The sequence below is a fragment of the Polynucleobacter sp. JS-JIR-5-A7 genome (genome assembly GCF_018687935.1).
GTDB lineage: Bacteria > Pseudomonadota > Gammaproteobacteria > Burkholderiales > Burkholderiaceae > Polynucleobacter.
The window spans coordinates 1,842,879-1,860,524 of record NZ_CP061308.1; the positions used below are offsets into that span (position 1 = coordinate 1,842,879).

Genomic DNA, 17,646 nt, shown 5'->3' on the forward strand with positions numbered 1-17,646 from the left:
GTATTGCTATGTACACTCAACTTGCTCCTCAATTTGCTAATACACTAGAAGGTATAGAGGCAGCGCGCATTCTTGGTAATTGTGTTCACTGTGGTTTTTGTACTGCCACTTGCCCAACCTATCAAATACTGGGTGACGAACTCGATGGTCCTCGCGGTCGCATCTACCTCATCAAGCAAATGGCTGAAGGGCAAGCGCCGACCGAAAAGACTCGCTTACATTTAGATCGCTGCTTAACATGCCGTAACTGCGAAAGCACTTGTCCTAGTGGCGTGCAATATGGCAACTTGGTAGATATTGGTCGTAAATGGGCAGAAGAAAATACTCCCGAGCGCCCTTTAGGTGAGCGCCTTACTCGTTGGGCTCTCAAGGAAGGCTTAACCAAGCCAGCCTTGTTTAATTCCGCGATGGCATTAGGTCGTTTAGTGCGCCCCCTCATGCCAAGTAGCGTCAAACGCAAGATTCCACTTGCTAAAAATAAAGCCTTAGATCAAACAACCGATCCTTATGCAAGACCCAGCACACAACATACGCGTAAGATGCTGATTCTGGAGGGATGCGTTCAACCTGGCATGCTGCCCAACATCAATTCAGCAACAGCAAGAGTATTAGATGCACTCAAGATTCAACTCATCAGCGCTCCCAATGCAACTTGTTGTGGTGCGCTACGCTATCACCTAAATGATCAATCAGGTGGTCTAGAGAATGCCAAGCAAAATATTGATGCTTGGTGGCCCCTCGTTGAGCAAGGCGTTGAAGCAATCGTAATGACTGCATCTGGATGTGGTGTGATGGTCAAAGATTATGGCCATCTCTTGGTGAACGATTCTTTATATGCTAGCAAGGCAAAAAAGATTTCTGAGTTAGCTAAAGATATTGCGGAGATTTTGCCTTCATTACAAAATGAGCTAGTTCAACTCATTGGCGCGGATCAAAAACCAGGCGTGGTCTATCACCCGCCTTGTACTTTACAGCATGGCCAACAAATACGCGGCAAAGTTGAAGGCTTGCTTTCTGGCTTGGGAATTGGTGTGCGCTTGTGTAGTGACAGTCACCTTTGCTGTGGCTCGGCTGGAACCTACTCAGTCACTCAGCCAGAGCTCTCAGAACAATTACGCAAGAATAAACTGACCCACCTAAATGCAGCCTGTGAGGAGTCAGGAGCTAATGTGATTGTCTCCGGAAATATTGGGTGCATTGCCCATCTCCAACAAGACGACACACCAGTACTTCACTGGATTGAGATCGTAGATCAACTAATTAGTAAATCATCTAAGGCCCGATGAATTCAATTGTTGTTAATCTCATGCAGGTTCGGCAGCGCATTGAACTTGCAGCCCTAGCTGCAAAACGTGAGCCTGAAGAGATTGAACTCTTGGCGGTTAGCAAAACCTTTCCAGCATCTGCCATTGAAGAAGCGATGCATGCAGGTCAATCGGCTTTTGGTGAAAATTATGTCCAAGAGGGCGTTGAAAAAATTATCCAGCTTGAAAAGCTACGTCCTTGGCTGGTGTGGCATTTTATTGGGCCACTCCAAAGCAATAAAACCAGGGAGGTCGCTGAGCATTTTGACTGGGTGCATAGCGTGGATCGACTCAAAATTGCAGAGCGCCTATCAGCGCAGCGAGGAGAGTTTCCGCACTTGGCAGAATTACAAGTTTGCGTACAGGTCAATGTCAGCGAAGAAGATAGTAAAAGTGGTGTTCCGCTTGCAGATGCACAGGCTCTTTGCGACGCCATCAGCAAATTACCAAACGTGATCCTGAGAGGCTTAATGGCCATCCCAGCACCCAACCCAGATCCCAAGATTCAGCGGGAGGCATTTGCTGCCGTCCGCGCTTGTTTTCAAAGTATTCAAGCGAGTCATTTGGTTGATCCAGGCTATCAATTCTTCGACACCTTATCCATGGGGATGTCCGATGATTTAGAGGCAGCCATAGCCGAAGGCAGCACCATGGTTCGTATTGGAACTGCTATTTTTGGGAAGCGCGATAAGATTAGCAAATGAGCCAACAAAAGAACCTGCAAAAGAATAGTAATGCACACATCACCTTTATTGGTGGTGGCAATATGGGTCGCGCCTTAATTAGCGGTCTATTGGCAAATGGGTTTGAATCTAAGCAAATTTCAGTGGTTGAAACAAATGCAAGCACTGCCTTAAAGCTATATGAAGATTTTGGTGTTCAAGGTATCGGCGCCCTGGAACAAATTGCATTCGATTTTTCAAAAAATAATGTAGTGGTTATGGCCATCAAGCCACAAGACTTTAATGTCGTTGCCAAAAACTTAGCCTCCAAACTCAAACATGCCAGCGCACCTGGCCCACTGATTCTGAGTATTGCTGCAGGCATTCGACTCAAAGATATGAGTCGCTGGCTCGACCATACGCGTTGCGTGCGCGCTATGCCCAACACGCCTGCTCTGATTGGTAAAGGCATCACAGGGTTATTTGCAGATGCTGCAGTCAATGAATCTGATCGCGACCTAGCAGAAACGATTTGTAATGCTGTTGGTCAAGCGGTTTGGGTTTCTGAAGAAAAATTGATGGATGCCGTAACAGCAGTCTCTGGTAGCGGCCCTGCTTATGTGTTTGCATTTTTAGAAGCCATGCAATCCGCTGGTGAAAAGCTGGGGCTTGACGCACAAACTGCTCGTCAATTAGCATATGCGACCCTCGAAGGCGCTACCCAGCTAGCGCACAACTCTGATGAGCATGCTGGCATCTTACGTGAACGCGTCACCTCCAAAGGCGGCACAACCGCAGCTGCACTTGAGGTCATGCAGCAGCATGGCTGGCATGAGATCTTGGAAAAAGCGATTGATGCAGCAAGTCAGCGTGGCAAAACGATGGGCGATGAATTAGGTAAAAACTAGCTTAGTGAATACTGAGTCCCAACACAATTCCCAAGAATAAAAATCCGCCCAACCAATTATTGTGACGGAAAGCCAAAAAACATTGTTCTCGCCCTCTAGTAGAGATGAGTTTAAGGTGATATATCGAGCAACCTAAAGCTATGAACCAGCCGACTAAAAAATAATTGCTTAAGTCCGCTAGTTGCGCCACCCAAAGTTGACTTACAAACAAGATGCCATAACTTACAGCGATTGCTAGCACGTCATACTTTCCGAAAGTAATCGCCGAAGTTCTCAGACCTAAACGCAGGTCATCATCTCGATCGACCATTGCGTATGCCGTGTCATAGGCAATGGCCCAAAAAATATTCCCCACAAACAAGACCCACGCTTCCAAAGGAATGAAATCCAAAATCGCTGCATAAGCCATGGGAATCCCAAAACCAAATGCAATCCCTAGCACAGCCTGCGGCATGGCAAAGAAGCGTTTGGTGAATGGATAAACAAAGGCTACCAATAAGGCGAGTACTGAAAGTTGCTTAGTAAAAGTATTGAGGGGTTGAATCAGCAAAAAAGCAATTAGGGCCAAGCTAGCCGCTACAGCAACTGCTTCTTTCCCAGAAATTTTTCCACTAGTGACAGGGCGCCCTTTCGTTCTCTCTACATAACGGTCAAAGCCACGATCTGCATAATCGTTGATGGCGCACCCCGCACTACGCATCAGAAACGTACCGACTATAAAAATAAACAAAATAGTCAAATCCGGAATGCCCGAGCTTGCCAACCACAGCGCCCATAAAGTGGGCCATAAGAGCAAGAGCGTACCAATCGGCTTATCTAGGCGGATTAAGTAGGCGTAAGCTTTCAGACGTTCAGTGAGTGGCATAACTAGAATTATGCCTTCAGAAACTCTGCTCGAGAGCCTAGCCAACGCTCTAAATGACGCTCAACGATATCAGCATGGTCCGCCAGCAAACGTTCTGCTGCCTGCTGAGCCAACTCAATCAGCCAAGCATCCCGTTGCAAGTCTACAAAGCGCAACATGGCATCACCAGATTGCTTTGCACCCAATAGCTCACCAGGACCCCGAAGGGATAAGTCGCGCTCGGCAATCACAAAACCATCAGAGATCTCGCGTAGAGTTTGTAGGCGCTCTTTAGCTGCTAAAGACAAAGGTTCTGCATACATCAAAATACATACTGAATCCGCAGAACCTCGGCCTACGCGCCCGCGCAACTGATGAATCTGGGCATAACCAAATCGTTCAGCGTGCTCAATTACCATTAAGGCCGCATTAGGAACATCAACACCCACTTCAATAACGGTGGTAGCTACTAGTAATTGGATTTCATTGGCTTTAAATGCTGCCATCACTGCTGCTTTTTCTTCTGCCTTTAAACGTCCGTGTACTAGGCCGACTTTAAATTCTGGCAAGGCCTGAGTGAGCTGCTCAAAACTTTCCACAGCTGTTTGTAATTGCAAAGCTTCTGATTCTTCAATTAAGGGGCAAACCCAATAAGCTTGCAAACCTTTAGAGAGCCAGCTTTGTAGACCACCAATCACTTCATCACGACGGGTAGCCTTCACAACTTTGGTAGTAATTGGCTTACGCCCTGGCGGCAACTCATCAATTACGGATACATCTAAATCAGCGTAATAGGTCATTGCTAAAGTACGAGGAATGGGTGTGGCAGACATCATCAACTGATGGCAGTAAAATAATTGAGAGCCTACCCGTTGCTGAATTTCTAAACGCTGACGTACTCCAAAACGATGTTGCTCATCTATCACCGCTAAACCTAATTTAGCAAAACTCACATTCTCCTGAATCAGTGCATGCGTACCAATAATGAGTTGAGCGCTACCACTCTCAATCATTTCTTGCGCTAATCTTTTTTCTTTTGCTTTTAAGCTACCTGATAACCAGGCAACTTGAACTCCCAAAGGCTCAAACCACTCTTTCATCTTCAGATAATGTTGCTCAGCTAATATCTCAGTAGGCGCCATCACTGCTGCTTGATAGCCATGATCTATGACACGCGCTGCTGCTAAGGCGGCCACGACTGTCTTACCACTACCAACGTCGCCCTGAAGAAGGCGATTCATTGGGAATGATTTGGATAAGTCATGACCAATTTCATCCCACACACGTGTTTGGGCAGTGGTTAATTCAAATGGCAAAGCCTTCAGCAATCCTACTTCAAGACTCTGAGCCTTTTCAGCTTGTTTAAAGCTCGGTGCATGACGCTCTTGACGAATGGCATGTGCACGCTTTAAAGAAATTTGTTGGGCAAGGAGTTCTTCAAACTGTACGCGGCGCCATGCAGAATGAGTCCGCTCTAGTAAAGCCTGTGTATCAGCATCTGCTGGTGGTTGATGCAAATAGGTGATTGCAGACTGCAAGTTAGGCCAATCGTTACTAGGCAGTAATTCAGCCATCAGTTTTTGAGGTAAAAACTCGGCCAAACTCTCATGCAAACTTGGATCACGTAATGCCTGAGTGACCGCCTTACGAATTGCTAGTTGCGATACGCCAGCGCTTGCTGGATAGACTGGCGTCAAACTGGTCGGCAGCGGTGCATCTGCAGTGACCGCCCGCACAGTTGGATGAACTATCTCGGGACCTTGAAAGCCCTCACGCACCTCTCCTCGTACACGAAGATGAGCGCCTACTGCCATCTGCTTTTGCTGACTTGGATAAAAATTCAAAAACCGTAGCTGCAAAGTTGCAGAGTCGTCTTCAATAGTGACAAGCATCTGCCGTCTAGGTCGAAAAAGGACTTGATTTCGAATCACTACGCCCTGAGTTTGTACCGAGTGAAAGCGCCCTTGAATCAAGCCTTCTTCGATAGTGCATAACTCTGTCTCATCCTCATAACGGGATGGAAGATGCAAAGCAAGGGCCATTGGGCTGTCTAAACCCATTTTTTGGAGTGTGTTTGGCGCTGGCTTAGTGGTCATCGTTAAAATCCAATACCTGATGGTAATGCTATGCAACTCTCCGACTTTAATTACGAACTCCCAGCCGAACTAATCGCCCAACATCCCTTGGCGAATAGAACCGACAGCCGCCTGCTTGAGCTCAAGCTTGATGGGGGAAATCATGTCCATTTAATAGATCGTCAGTTTAAGGAAATTCTGAGCCTACTTAAGCCAGGGGACTTATTGGTATTTAACGATACCAAGGTCATTCCAGCTCGACTACACGGCAAAAAAGAGACGGGGGGTAATGTCGAGCTCCTGATCGAGCGCATTAGCGGCGATAAACAAGCCTGGGTCCAGATCAGGGCATCCAAAGTTCCCAAGACTAGATCTATTGTTCATATCCATAACCAGGCTGGAGAGAGCTTTCCTGTTGAAATGATTGGCTACGACGGACGCTTTTATGAAGTTCGCTTTCCAGAGAATGTATTTGGATTGCTTCAGCGTTTTGGTGAACTCCCCTTACCGCCTTATATTGAGCATCAACCCGACGGTGAGGATGTTCAGCGCTATCAAACTGTCCTTGCTAAAAATCCGGGCGCAGTTGCAGCGCCCACAGCAGGGCTGCATTTTGATGAAGATATTCTGAGGCGATTAAATGATCTGGGAGTTGAGCAGGCTACAGTTACCTTGCATGTTGGTGCTGGTACCTTTACCCCAGTTCGTGAAGAAGACCTCTCTAAACATAAGATGCACTATGAGTGGTTCTCCATTCCAGAGACGACATTACAAGCCATTGCAAAAACCAAGCGTCATGGTGGACGAGTCATTGCAGTTGGCACTACCAGCCTACGCGCCCTAGAGAGCCAAGCTTTGAATGGTCAAAGCAGTGGTGAAACCAATTTATTTATTACCCCGGGTTTTCAATTTAGGACCATAGATTGTTTGCTAACTAACTTTCATCTGCCAAAATCTACCTTATTGATGTTGGTGAGTGCTTTTGCCGGCATGAATCATATTCATACTGCATACCAACACGCTATTCATCAGAAATATCGCTTCTTCAGTTATGGAGATGCCATGTTTCTGTGTCGACTTGAGAATACAAAGCCATGACCAAACCTGTTCACTTTAATATTTTGGCGCGCGACTCCCAAAGTCCTGCGCGTCTTGGTCAGCTTGACCTGCCCCATGGCAGTGTGCAAACCCCCATCTTTATGCCGGTCGGAACCTATGGCACTGTAAAGGCGATGACTCCGCGTGACCTCAATGAAGCCAAAGCACAAATCATTTTAGGAAATACTTTTCATCTTTGGTTGAGACCAGGTTTAGATGTCATCAAAAAACATGGCGGCTTACATCGCTTCATGGCCTGGGATAAGCCCATCCTGACTGACTCAGGTGGCTTTCAAGTATTTAGCTTAGGCGCATTGCGCAAGATCTCTGAAGAAGGCGTGACCTTTGCCTCCCCAATTAATGGTGACAAGCTGTTTATGTCTCCAGAAGTTTCAATGGAGATTCAGGCGGTTTTAAATAGTGATATTGCGATGCAATTTGATGAATGCACACCTTATGAGATCAAGGGTCAGCCTACCTCTGAGAAAACAGCGCGTGCCTCACTCGAAATGTCACTGCGTTGGGGCGATCGCTCACTCAAACGTTTTAGAGAACTTAATACAGGTAATGGGCTCTTTGGGATCGTGCAAGGTGGCATGTTTGAAAATTTGCGGGAATTTTCTTTAGACGCTGTGAGTCAGCAAGGTTTTGATGGCATTGCCATTGGTGGTTTATCTGTTGGAGAGCCAAAGCCTGAGTTTGAAAGAATTCTCAATTTCACAGCACCCAAATTGCCGGAACACATGCCTCACTACCTCATGGGGGTAGGAACTCCTGAAGATCTCATCTTGGGAGTAAGCCTAGGAATTGATATGTTCGATTGCGTCATGCCTACTCGCAATGCTCGCAATGGCTGGCTATTCACGCGTTTTGGCGACCTTAAATTACGCAACTCTGGCTATAAGGACGATGATCGCCCGCTTGACCCCACATGCGCTTGCTATACCTGCCAAAACTTCACTCGCTCCTACTTAAATCATCTACAAAAAGCGAATGAAATTTTAGGCTCACAGCTTAATACCATCCATAACCTCACTTATTACCTTCAACTGATGACCGAGGTTAGGGAAGCCCTCAGCAAGGATCGTTTTAGCGCCTATCGCGAGGAATTCCATGCCAATCGCCAGCGGGGCGTCGAGCCTGGGCAGGATTAATCACCCTAAGAGGGGTATTGACCCCTTCAAATCACCTCTAAAGCCCCATACCGTTTAGAATTGTGGGTTTACGGCTTCTTTTTAAGGCCTAAAAATAAAGCAGTTTCCAATTGGTAATTAACGGAGGTTTTGTATGTGGATTAGTAATGCTTTTGCTCAGGCTCCAGCCGCGGGCGCAGATGCGGGTGGCTTAATGAGCTTCCTTCCTTTGGTGTTGATGTTTGCAGTGTTGTACTTCATCATGATTCGCCCACAAATGAAGCGTCAAAAAGAAACCAAGGCAATGCTTGAGGCTCTAGCAGTTGGCGATGAAGTGCTCACTGTTGGCGGCATTTTTGGCAAAGTAACAGTGCTAAAGGATGATGCAGTCACTGTTGAGATTGCTACTGGCACACAAGTGCAAATGCAAAAAGGCGCTATCACCACAGTCTTGCCTAAAGGCACTCTGAAGTCTGCTTAATACGTTTGTTTAAAAGTATCTCGATATGAATCGCTACCCTCTCTGGAAATATATAGTTATCGCTGTTGCATTACTGATTGGCGGACTGTACTCATTACCTAATTTCTATGGTGAGGCGCCAGCGGTTCAGGTCTCGTCCGCCAAACCAACCATCAAGGTTGATTTGGCGACACAGTCTCGAGTTGAAAAGATCCTGACTGATGCTGATATCAAGAGCACTGGGATATTTTTTGAGAGCACTGGTAATGTAGGCTCCATCAAAATTCGCTTTAACAATACCGATATTCAATTACGTGCACGAGATCTCTTGCAGCAAAAATTGAATCTTGATCAAAATGATCCTAATTACACAGTTGCATTAAACCTTTTATCCAATACACCTGGCTGGTTAAATGCAATTAACGCCCTTCCAATGCCGCTAGGCCTGGACTTACGCGGTGGCGTCTATTTCCTTCTTCAAGTGGATATGAAGGGTGCAGTGCAGAAGAAAGTGACTTCTTTAGCGACCGATATTCGCAGTCAATTGCGAGATAAAAATATCCGTCACCAAGGCATTGATCGCGGCCCAGATTCTATCTCCATTAATTTTGGCAGCACTGCAGATGCCGATGCTGCGCGTTCGATCTTGATGACTTCTCAACCAGAGCTCATTTGGCAAGTGAAACCAACTGGGCTTTCACCAAAATTAGTTGGTGAATTTAAACCAACAGCCTTAAAAGAAATTCAAGATAGCGCGGTTAAGCAAAATATTATTACCTTGAACAAGCGTGTCAATGAGTTAGCAGTAAAAGAGCCGGTCATTCAACAGCAAGGTGCTGAGCGTATCGTGGTACAGCTCCCGGGCGTTCAAGATACCGCACGTGCCAAAGATATTATTGGTCGTACAGCAACCTTAGAATCTCGCCTTGCCGATCCAATCGTTTCTTCGATTGGTCTTGGCGAAACGCCTCCTCCAGGTATGGATACCTTCCGCTTTGGTGAGAACCGCTTAGGTGTATTTAAAAAATCCGTGATTTTTAGCGGTGATCGTATTACTGACGCTAGCGCTGGCTTTGATCAAAACCAACGCCCTGCGGTCAATATCTCCTTGGATGCTGCTGGTGGTCGCGTGATGCAAGAAGTCACTCGTGAAAACATCGGTAAACCCATGGGCATGATTTTGTTTGAGAAGGGTAAGGGTGAAGTTCTCACGATTGCAACTATTCAAGGTGAATTCGGCTCTAAATTCCAAATTACCGGTCAACCGACTACTGAGAGCGCTAATGATTTGGCCCTGCTGCTTCGCGCTGGCTCTTTAGCGGCTCCAATGGAAATTATTGAGGAGCGCACTATTGGACCAAGCTTAGGCGCTGAGAATATTGAGAAGGGCTTCAAGTCTCTCTTAATTGGATTTGCTGCAATCGCGATTTTCATGATGGCTTACTACTTATTATTTGGCACTTTCTCAGTCCTTGCTTTGGCTGTGAACTTGCTATTGTTGATTTCTGTACTGTCGATGCTGCAAGCCACTCTCACCTTACCGGGTATTGCAGCGATGGCATTGGCACTCGGTATGGCTATTGACTCCAACGTGTTAATTAACGAACGTATTCGCGAGGAGTTGCGTAACGGCGCACCTCCACAAACTGCGATTGCCGTTGGCTTTGATAAGGCTTGGGCAACCATCTTGGACTCTAACGTGACCACCTTGATCGCTGGCTTAGCGCTCCTTGCCTTTGGTTCTGGCCCCATCAAAGGCTTTGCAGTAGTTCACTGCTTGGGCATTCTGACTTCAATGTTCTCGGCTGTCTTCTTCTCACGCGGTCTTGTCAATCTTTGGTACGGCAGAAACAAGAAAACTCAAAAACTCGCGATCGGCCAAGTTTGGCGTCCACAGGGGAAATAAGCCATGGAATTTTTTCGAATCAAAAAAGATATTCCATTCATGCGCCATGCATTGGTGCTCAATGCAATATCTTTGATTACCTTCTTAGCAGCAGTTTTTTTCCTTTGGCAAAACGGCCTTCATCTTTCGATTGAATTTACCGGCGGTACGGTAATGGAAGTTGCCTATCCTCAAACTGCTCCGCTAGAGTCCATTCGCTCTAAAGTCGAAAAACTGGGATATGCAGATAGCCAAATTCAGAACTTTGGTAGTTCACGCGATGTGATGATTCGCTTGCCTTTGCAAAAAGATGCTGAGGGCAAACTGATTTCCTCTGCAGACCAAAGCAATGCTGTGATGCAAGCGCTTGACCCAGCGACTTCTGGAGTGAAGCTGCAACGTGTTGAATTCGTTGGTCCGCAAGTCGGTCAAGAGTTAGCGATTGATGGCTTAAAAGCCTTGATATTTGTGATTATTGGCATCGTGCTGTATCTCTCCTTCCGCTTTGAGTGGAAGTTTGCTCTTGCCGGCATTATTGCAAACTTACATGATGTGGTGATCATTTTGGGCTTCTTTGCCTTCTTCCACTGGGAGTTCTCGCTCTCCGTATTGGCGGCCGTCCTCGCAGTTCTAGGCTACTCCGTAAATGAGTCTGTGGTGATCTTTGACCGAATTCGTGAGAACTTCCGCAAATATCGCAAGATGAATACCCGTGAAATTATTGATAACGCTATTACCAGCACCATCAGTCGGACCGTCATTACTCACGGCAGCACCGAGATGATGGTACTTGCTATGCTCATCTTTGGCGGACCAACACTGTTCTACTTTGCCTTGGCGCTGACTATCGGTATTTTGTTTGGTATTTACTCTTCAGTCTTCGTTGCTGCTGCATTAGCAATGTGGCTTGGTGTCACTCGGGAAGATTTGGTGAAGGGCGATAAAAAGCCAGATGACAATGCTCGCAATGATGACCCGAACTTCGGAGCACGGGTTTAAGCGAAACTAGCTTTAAGCCATTTTTTATTGATCAAGAGCAGCTAAGATTCTTTTGCTTGCCCCTTGATGCTCAATTGAGTACGTCTTCGCAGCCTCACTCATCTTGGTAAGTTCTGAGGAGTTTAAGAGTAAGCTCTTTAAAGACTCCACTAAAGCAGTCGTGTCACCCAAGAGCAAATCACCCTTGATTCGCTTTGCGGCGCCAACCGTAATTGCATCTAAAGCAGCTTGCTGAAAGTTATAAGTATGCTCACCAAGCAATACTGGGCAACCAGCTGCACAAGCTTCAATGAGGTTCTGGCCGCCGAAGGGCAATAGGCTTCCACCCATCACCACTAAATCAGATGCGCTGTAGTACAGGGGCATCTCACCCATAGAATCGCCTAGGATCACATCTAATCCTGCACTATCTTTTGGTAAGCCAGACCACTCAGAACGGCGGCGAAACTTGAGATCAGCAGCATGAATTTGATTAGCCACTTCGGCAAAGCGTTCTGGGTGACGGGGCACTAACAGAAGTAAAGGCTGTGCTTCAAAAGCATTGCTCAGGAGCAAATCTTTCCAGGCCTTGAGAATAAGCCCTTCTTCGCCATCACGCGTACTAGCAGCACATACCATGAGGCGCTTAGTAGCACGCAAATCATGTTGCCACTCTTTTCCTTTAGCAACTAGCTGAGGATCAAGGGGCACATCAAATTTCAGATTACCGGTGATGAGAACATTCTTTACGCCAAGGCTGCGATAACGCTGCGCATCAAATTCGGTTTGTGCCAGAACGCCTGCAAATGCCTGGAATAAAGCACGTCCGGCCTTACCAAAGCGCTTGATTCGACGAACACTTCTTTCTGATAAACGGGCATTAACTAAAAATAAAGGCAAGTCAATTTCGGCACAACGAAATACTACGGTTGGCCAAGCCTCGGTTTCCATAAAGAGACCAAACTTGGGCTTGAATGTTTTTAAGAAATGTTCTACACACCAACAGAGGTCATAAGGCAAATACACCTGACGAATTTGTCCTGCGGCAATCGCTTTAGCAAAGAGTTGCTTACCAGTACGACGACCATTTAAAGTCATGTGCGTGAGCAAAATAGATTCGCCCCTCGCAAGGTAGGCATCAATCAATGGTTGAGCTGCGCGAGTCTCACCAACAGAAACTGCATGAATCCAAATCGAGTCTTTGGTAATTGGTTTGTCATAACCAAAACCAAGACGCTCTGGGATGTGATGCAGATAGGCAAATGAATGGCGTGCGCGCCAAGCTAAACGGACAAAAGCCAATGGCAGCAAGAGATGCCAGAGCAGTTGATAAACAGCAAACCAGAATAGAGGACGCGCCCCATATTCTGAATGGGAAGTCACACTCACTTTTTGAGACGTTCGGTCAATTCAACCGCCTTGCCAAGATAAGAAGATGGTGTCATCTCTAGTAAGCGCGCTTTTGCATCATCTGGAATCTTCAAACCACGAATGAAGTTTTGCAGATCTGCTTGATTAATCCCTTTACCTCGAGTCAATTCTTTTAATTGTTCATAGGGATTCTCAATGCCATAGCGACGCATCACAGTTTGTACTGGCTCAGCCAATACTTCCCAACATCCGTCTAAATCAGCTGCAATTGCAGCATGATTAACTTCCAATTTGCCAAGACCGCGCAGTGCGCTGTCATAAGCCAATACGCTATGGCCAAATGCAGGGCCTAGATTACGCAAAACCGTTGAGTCAGTGAGGTCGCGCTGCCAACGAGAAATCGGTAACTTCCCCGCCAAGTGACGCAACAACGCATTAGCAACACCTAAGTTACCTTCAGAATTTTCAAAGTCGATAGGGTTGACTTTATGTGGCATGGTAGATGAACCAATCTCACCCGCTTTAGTGCGCTGCTTAAAGTAACCGACAGAAATATATGCCCAGAAATCACGATCCATGTCCAAGAGAATCGTATTCGCACGCGCAATCGCATCAAACAATTGCGCCATACCATCATGCGGCTCAATTTGAATCGTGTAGGGATTGAAAGTTAAACCGAGGCGCTTCTCAACAACGCTCTTGGAGAAATTCTCCCAATCAAAATCAGGGTAAGCAGACAAATGTGCGTTGTAGTTACCAACGGCGCCATTCATTTTGCCAAGTAATGGGGCTGCGACAATGGATTCAATTGCGCGCTCTAGACGCTTGGCAATATTGGCAATCTCTTTGCCCAGAGTACTTGGTGAAGCTGGTTGCCCATGTGTGCGCGAGAGTAATGGCACCTTGGCATGCTCAATAGCCAAATCAGTCAATACTGAAAGTACTTTGCGAAGCTGTGGCAAAAGTACTTCGTCACGCGCACCACGCAACATCAAACCATGCGAGGTATTGTTGATATCTTCAGATGTGCAGGCGAAATGAATGAACTCGCTCGCTTTTAATAAATCAGGGCGACCAGCTACTTTTTCTTTTAAGAAATATTCAACTGCCTTAACGTCATGATTGGTTACTGCTTCAATATCTTTAATACGCTGCGCATCGGCATCAGAAAAGTTTTCCGGCAAGGAAAGCAAAAAGGCTTCATCAGCGGCATTGATTTTAGGTACATCTGGGAGGCCCGCCCCCGCCAAAGCCAGCAACCAATGAATCTCCACAAAAACGCGCTGGCGCATGAAAGCAGCTTCAGATAGCCATGGACGTAAAGCGTCTAGTTTTCCAGCATAGCGGCCATCTAGAGGGGAAAGGGCATTGAGGGTAGAAAGCGGCTGACTCACGAATATTGCCTTTGCATTGGATATTTCAATAAAACTTAATTTTAATGCGTTCTGCGCCTGGGTAAACCTGAGTTTGCTTGGCTATACTGTGCCCTATGAAACTGATCGGATCCCTTACCAGCCCCTATGTACGTAAAGTACGTATCGTTTTCTTGGAAAAAAAGCTTGATGTAGACCTTGAATTAGAGAATGTTTGGGCTGCAGACACCAAAATTACCAATTCCAACCCTTTGGGGAAGGTTCCGTGCCTGATTCCAGATGATGGCGAGCCAATCTATGACTCCCGCGTGATTGCAGAATATGCCGACGCCTTAAGCCCCGTCAGCAAGCTCATTCCTTCGAATAATCGTGAATGTGCGGCGGTTAAAACTTGGGAAGCCCTTGCTGACGGCGTGATGGATGCTGGTATTTTGGCTCGCCTAGAGCGCACTTGGCGCCCAGCGGACCAACAAAGCTCTGCTTGGGTTGATCGTCAAATGGGCAAAATTCAAAACTCGCTACGCCAAATGTCCGAGAAACTCGGTGGGAATGCATGGTGCCATGGCAATCAAATGACCTTGGCTGATGTTGCTGTTGGATGCGCGGTTGGCTATTTGTTGCTGCGTTTTCCAGATATCAAATGGCAAGCACAATACCCAAACTTAGACCGCTTATATCAAAAATTATTACAACGCCCTTCGTTTATTGAAACTGAACCACCCGCTGCGTAAATTCTATTTTTACAATTAGGCGGAAATAATACCGCCGCCTAAACAGATATCGCCGTCGTATAAGACAGCAGATTGTCCAGGCGTTACTGCCCATTGAGCCTCTGAAAAATTCAAGCTGAAATTCAAGGACTCAGCGCCTGGATTCAAAGTGCAAGCTGAATCCGCTTGACGATAGCGTGTCTTTGCAGAGTAATTTCCAGGAGAGGGTGCAGTGCCCGCAATCCAACTAGCATCGATGGCCTCAAGCCGATTGGCCAATAGCCACGGGTGCTCATGACCCTGAACGACATACAAGGTGTTATTGACTATATCTTTGCGCGCGACATACCAAGCATCTCCGTTGCCATCTTGGCTCCCGCCTAGTCCAATACCCTTACGCTGGCCGAGCGTAAAAAACGCTAAACCCATATGTTCACCCACTATTTTTTCTTCGGGGGTTTTAATGGGACCCGGCACGCGCGGTAAGTAGCGATTTAAGAATTCTCTGAATGGTCTCTCGCCAATAAAACATATTCCAGTCGAATCTTTTTTGCGGGCGTTATGTAAACCAATTTTTTCTGCAATCGTGCGCACTTCAGTTTTTGGAATTTCCCCCAAAGGGAATAAAACATTGGCTAACTGCTGCTGAGTTAAGCGATGCAAAAAATAGCTTTGATCTTTGGTGGCGTCCAAGGCCTTCAATAATTGCACCCTGCCGCCCTCATGACGTACTCTTGCATAGTGACCTGTAGCAATCGCATCTGCGCCCAAGCTCATGGCGTGATCTAAGAAGGCCTTGAACTTAATTTCAGCATTACAAAGTACATCGGGATTAGGGGTTCGCCCTGCAGCATATTCGCGCAAAAACTCGGCAAATACCCGCTCACGATACTCGGCAGCAAAATTGACTGCCTCAACATCAATGCCGATCAAATCCGCTACAGAAACGACATCCAACCAATCCTGGCGGGCTGAACAATATTCATCGTTATCGTCATCCTCCCAATTCTTCATAAAAAGGCCAATAACCTCATAGCCCTGCTCCTTCAGCATCCAAGCAGCAACTGACGAATCTACCCCTCCAGACATGCCTATGACGACTTTCTTGGGTGTTTTAAGGGGGGTTTCAGAAGAATTAGGCTGGCTCATCAAAAAAATGCGAAAATGCTTTATAGACAGATAAACCCCATTGTAGAAGTCTCAACCAGACTTAGCATGATTTTAGGCAAAACCATAGCCGGCAGACCTGGGGTCCCAATAGATAGGTAAAACCTTCCCTGTTTATCTATAAAATAGATTCTTTATAAATTTTGCTTTTGGAGACATGCCATGCGCATAGGAGTGCCGCTGGAAACTAAATCTGGGGAAACGCGGGTTGCTGCCACACCAGAAACTGTTAAAAAATTAATTGCTCAAGGCCATACTGTTGTCATCCAAAAAGATGCTGGTGTCCAAGCAAGCCAACCTGACTCTGCTTATGCAGCCGTTGGTGCATCTATCGGTAGCGCAGCAGATGCCTTTGGCGCGGAAATTGTTCTCAAGGTGCGCGCTCCCGAAGCTGCAGAGCTGAAGCAAATGAAGTCTGGTAGCGTGCTCATTGGCATGCTCGATCCATTTGATAACGACAACATTGCTGCAATGGCTGCGCAAGGCATTACTAGCTTCTCATTAGAAGCTGCGCCACGTACAACTCGCGCACAAAGCATGGACGTCTTGTCATCTCAAGCAAATATTGCTGGCTACAAAGCCGTGATGGTTGCTGCCAATGAATATCAACGTTTCATGCCAATGCTAATGACAGCTGCTGGCACTGTTAAGGCAGCGCGTGTATTGATCTTGGGTGCTGGCGTTGCTGGTTTACAAGCAATTGCAACAGCAAAACGTCTGGGTGCTGTGATTGAAGCATCTGATGTTCGTCCTGCGGCGAAAGAACAAATTGAATCTTTAGGCGCCAAGTTTGTTGATGTTCCGTATGAGACCGATGAAGAACGTGAAATTGCTAAAGGTGTTGGTGGCTATGCTCGCCCAATGCCAGAAGCTTGGATGAAGCGTCAAGCAGCATTGGTTGCAGAGCGTGCACAACAAGCTGATATTGTTATTGCCACTGCCTTGATCCCAGGTCGTAAACCGCCTGTTCTCTTGCATAGTGATACGGTTGCCAATATGAAACCAGGCTCAATTGTGATCGACTTGGCTGCTGGTAAAGGAGATAACGGTTCAGGTAACTGCCCTCTCACTCAAGCAGACAAAGTAGTTGACGTTAATGGCGTGAAAATTGTCGGCTATACCAATTTAGCAAGCATGGTAGCTGCTGATGCTTCTGCGCTCTATGCACGCAACTTGCTTGACTTTATGAAACTCATCGTCGACAAAGAAGCGAAGTTAGTGATCCCAAGTGATGACGACATCGTGACTGCCTGCTTAATGTGTCGTGATGGCCAAGCCATCCGCAAAAACTAATAGAACATTCATACTAAGGAAACATCATGGATCTCGCTGCTTTTCAAAGCATCCTCACTGTTCAAAACATCACTGTGTTTGTATTGGCCATTTTTGTTGGCTACCACGTGGTTTGGAACGTCACTCCTGCGCTACACACACCTTTGATGGCTGTTACCAATGCTATTTCTGGAATCATTATTGTTGGCGCACTCTTGCAGACGGAAGTCATCGGCGGCGATGAAATTACTCTCACTAGCGTGATTGGTGCCGTTGCGGTTTTCTTAGCCTCTATTAATATTTTCGGTGGCTTTATGGTTACCCGTCGCATGCTAGAGATGTTTAAGAAAAAAGCACCTAAAGCAAATGCGGCTGATGCAGCCAAATAAATAGAACAAGATCTATA

16 protein-coding genes are annotated in these 17,646 nt (G+C 46.5%); 11 read left to right on the forward strand and 5 right to left on the reverse strand.

Annotation, left to right across the window (positions count from 1 at the left end; genetic code table 11):
* Positions 1-8: 8 nt before the first annotated feature.
* From glcF to proC, 3 genes are read left to right on the forward strand one after another with little or no spacing between them, the layout of a single operon-like run.
* Positions 9-1,286, forward strand: coding sequence for a glycolate oxidase subunit GlcF (glcF, locus tag AOC29_RS09580; protein WP_215295763.1), 1,278 nt, complete (start codon positions 9-11; stop codon positions 1,284-1,286).
* A complete protein-coding gene (locus AOC29_RS09585) occupies positions 1,283-2,008 on the forward strand; it encodes a YggS family pyridoxal phosphate-dependent enzyme (protein ID WP_215295764.1) in 726 nt (241 codons plus the stop codon). Before glcF ends, AOC29_RS09585 begins: the two co-directional genes overlap by 4 nt.
* On the forward strand, positions 2,005-2,874 hold the full coding sequence (gene proC, locus AOC29_RS09590; protein WP_215295765.1) for a pyrroline-5-carboxylate reductase: 870 nt from the start codon (positions 2,005-2,007) through the stop codon (positions 2,872-2,874). Before AOC29_RS09585 ends, proC begins: the two co-directional genes overlap by 4 nt.
* Position 2,875: 1 nt before the next feature.
* Here proC and ubiA read toward each other — a convergent pair whose 3' ends face one another.
* Together ubiA and recG are read right to left on the reverse strand one after the other, a co-directional pair.
* Complete coding sequence (gene ubiA, locus AOC29_RS09595) at positions 2,876-3,739, reverse strand: 4-hydroxybenzoate octaprenyltransferase (protein ID WP_215295766.1); 864 nt, start codon at positions 3,737-3,739, stop codon at positions 2,876-2,878.
* 8 nt (positions 3,740-3,747) lie between these two features.
* Positions 3,748-5,814 (reverse strand): ATP-dependent DNA helicase RecG, encoded by a 2,067-nt coding sequence (recG, locus tag AOC29_RS09600; RefSeq protein ID WP_215295767.1) that lies wholly within the window; start codon positions 5,812-5,814, stop codon positions 3,748-3,750.
* Between the two features lie 30 nt (positions 5,815-5,844).
* On the opposite strand from recG, the gene queA reads away from it, so the two are divergent.
* From queA to secF, 5 genes are all read left to right on the forward strand, one after another.
* On the forward strand, positions 5,845-6,891 hold the full coding sequence (queA, locus tag AOC29_RS09605) for a tRNA preQ1(34) S-adenosylmethionine ribosyltransferase-isomerase QueA (protein WP_215295768.1): 1,047 nt from the start codon (positions 5,845-5,847) through the stop codon (positions 6,889-6,891).
* The gene (gene tgt, locus AOC29_RS09610; RefSeq protein ID WP_215295769.1) at positions 6,888-8,045 is read left to right on the forward strand and encodes a tRNA guanosine(34) transglycosylase Tgt; all 1,158 of its coding nucleotides are present in this window, start codon (positions 6,888-6,890) and stop codon (positions 8,043-8,045) included. The genes queA and tgt overlap by 4 nt, the downstream gene beginning before the upstream one ends.
* Before the next feature lie 133 nt (positions 8,046-8,178).
* Positions 8,179-8,505 (forward strand): preprotein translocase subunit YajC, encoded by a 327-nt coding sequence (yajC, locus tag AOC29_RS09615; protein WP_215295770.1) that lies wholly within the window; start codon positions 8,179-8,181, stop codon positions 8,503-8,505.
* Positions 8,506-8,530: 25 nt separating this feature from the next.
* Positions 8,531-10,390 carry a protein translocase subunit SecD gene (secD, locus tag AOC29_RS09620; protein WP_215295771.1) on the forward strand — a complete coding sequence of 620 codons (1,860 nt, stop codon included), beginning with the start codon at positions 8,531-8,533 and terminating at the stop codon, positions 10,388-10,390.
* Between the two features lie 3 nt (positions 10,391-10,393).
* Positions 10,394-11,368, forward strand: a complete 975-nt coding sequence (gene secF, locus AOC29_RS09625; protein ID WP_215295772.1) for a protein translocase subunit SecF — start codon at positions 10,394-10,396, stop codon at positions 11,366-11,368.
* A gap of 24 nt (positions 11,369-11,392) precedes the next feature.
* On the opposite strand, the gene AOC29_RS09630 is transcribed toward secF, so the two are convergent.
* Both AOC29_RS09630 and purB read right to left on the reverse strand, forming a co-directional pair.
* Positions 11,393-12,730 carry a 3-deoxy-D-manno-octulosonic acid transferase gene (locus AOC29_RS09630; protein ID WP_371819522.1) on the reverse strand — a complete coding sequence of 446 codons (1,338 nt, stop codon included), beginning with the start codon at positions 12,728-12,730 and terminating at the stop codon, positions 11,393-11,395.
* A 2-nt stretch (positions 12,731-12,732) separates the two neighbouring features.
* Complete coding sequence (purB, locus tag AOC29_RS09635; protein ID WP_215295774.1) at positions 12,733-14,112, reverse strand: adenylosuccinate lyase; 1,380 nt, start codon at positions 14,110-14,112, stop codon at positions 12,733-12,735.
* A gap of 95 nt (positions 14,113-14,207) precedes the next feature.
* Here purB and AOC29_RS09640 point away from each other — a divergent pair, with 95 nt between their 5' ends.
* Positions 14,208-14,822, forward strand: a complete 615-nt coding sequence (locus AOC29_RS09640; RefSeq protein ID WP_215295775.1) for a glutathione S-transferase — start codon at positions 14,208-14,210, stop codon at positions 14,820-14,822.
* Positions 14,823-14,837: 15 nt separating this feature from the next.
* On the opposite strand, the gene mnmA is transcribed toward AOC29_RS09640, so the two are convergent.
* Positions 14,838-15,950: a tRNA 2-thiouridine(34) synthase MnmA gene (gene mnmA, locus AOC29_RS09645; protein ID WP_215295776.1), complete on the reverse strand. Its 1,113-nt coding sequence runs from the start codon at positions 15,948-15,950 to the stop codon at positions 14,838-14,840.
* Between the two features lie 180 nt (positions 15,951-16,130).
* On the opposite strand from mnmA, the gene AOC29_RS09650 reads away from it, so the two are divergent.
* Both AOC29_RS09650 and AOC29_RS09655 read left to right on the forward strand, forming a co-directional pair.
* On the forward strand, positions 16,131-17,261 hold the full coding sequence (locus tag AOC29_RS09650) for a Re/Si-specific NAD(P)(+) transhydrogenase subunit alpha (RefSeq protein WP_215295777.1): 1,131 nt from the start codon (positions 16,131-16,133) through the stop codon (positions 17,259-17,261).
* Between the two features lie 26 nt (positions 17,262-17,287).
* A complete protein-coding gene (locus tag AOC29_RS09655) occupies positions 17,288-17,629 on the forward strand; it encodes a proton-translocating transhydrogenase family protein (protein WP_173956392.1) in 342 nt (113 codons plus the stop codon).
* Positions 17,630-17,646: the final 17 nt, after the last annotated feature.

Excerpts from the sequence above, each read along its gene's own strand:
- AOC29_RS09650 (WP_215295777.1), top strand. The coding sequence starts at position 16,131 with ATGCGCATAGGAGTGCCGCTGGAAACTAAATCTGGGGAAACGCGGGTT.
- yajC (WP_215295770.1), top strand. The coding sequence starts at position 8,179 with ATGTGGATTAGTAATGCTTTTGCTCAGGCTCCAGCCGCGGGCGCAGAT.
- secF (WP_215295772.1), top strand. The coding sequence starts at position 10,394 with ATGGAATTTTTTCGAATCAAAAAAGATATTCCATTCATGCGCCATGCA.
- recG (WP_215295767.1), bottom strand. The coding sequence starts at position 5,814 with ATGACCACTAAGCCAGCGCCAAACACACTCCAAAAAATGGGTTTAGAC.
- queA (WP_215295768.1), top strand. The coding sequence starts at position 5,845 with ATGCAACTCTCCGACTTTAATTACGAACTCCCAGCCGAACTAATCGCC.
- tgt (WP_215295769.1), top strand. The coding sequence starts at position 6,888 with ATGACCAAACCTGTTCACTTTAATATTTTGGCGCGCGACTCCCAAAGT.
- glcF (WP_215295763.1), top strand. The coding sequence starts at position 9 with ATGTACACTCAACTTGCTCCTCAATTTGCTAATACACTAGAAGGTATA.
- proC (WP_215295765.1), top strand. The coding sequence starts at position 2,005 with ATGAGCCAACAAAAGAACCTGCAAAAGAATAGTAATGCACACATCACC.
- mnmA (WP_215295776.1), bottom strand. The coding sequence starts at position 15,950 with ATGAGCCAGCCTAATTCTTCTGAAACCCCCCTTAAAACACCCAAGAAA.
- AOC29_RS09640 (WP_215295775.1), top strand. The coding sequence starts at position 14,208 with ATGAAACTGATCGGATCCCTTACCAGCCCCTATGTACGTAAAGTACGT.
- ubiA (WP_215295766.1), bottom strand. The coding sequence starts at position 3,739 with ATGCCACTCACTGAACGTCTGAAAGCTTACGCCTACTTAATCCGCCTA.
- AOC29_RS09655 (WP_173956392.1), top strand. The coding sequence starts at position 17,288 with ATGGATCTCGCTGCTTTTCAAAGCATCCTCACTGTTCAAAACATCACT.
- secD (WP_215295771.1), top strand. The coding sequence starts at position 8,531 with ATGAATCGCTACCCTCTCTGGAAATATATAGTTATCGCTGTTGCATTA.
- AOC29_RS09585 (WP_215295764.1), top strand. The coding sequence starts at position 1,283 with ATGAATTCAATTGTTGTTAATCTCATGCAGGTTCGGCAGCGCATTGAA.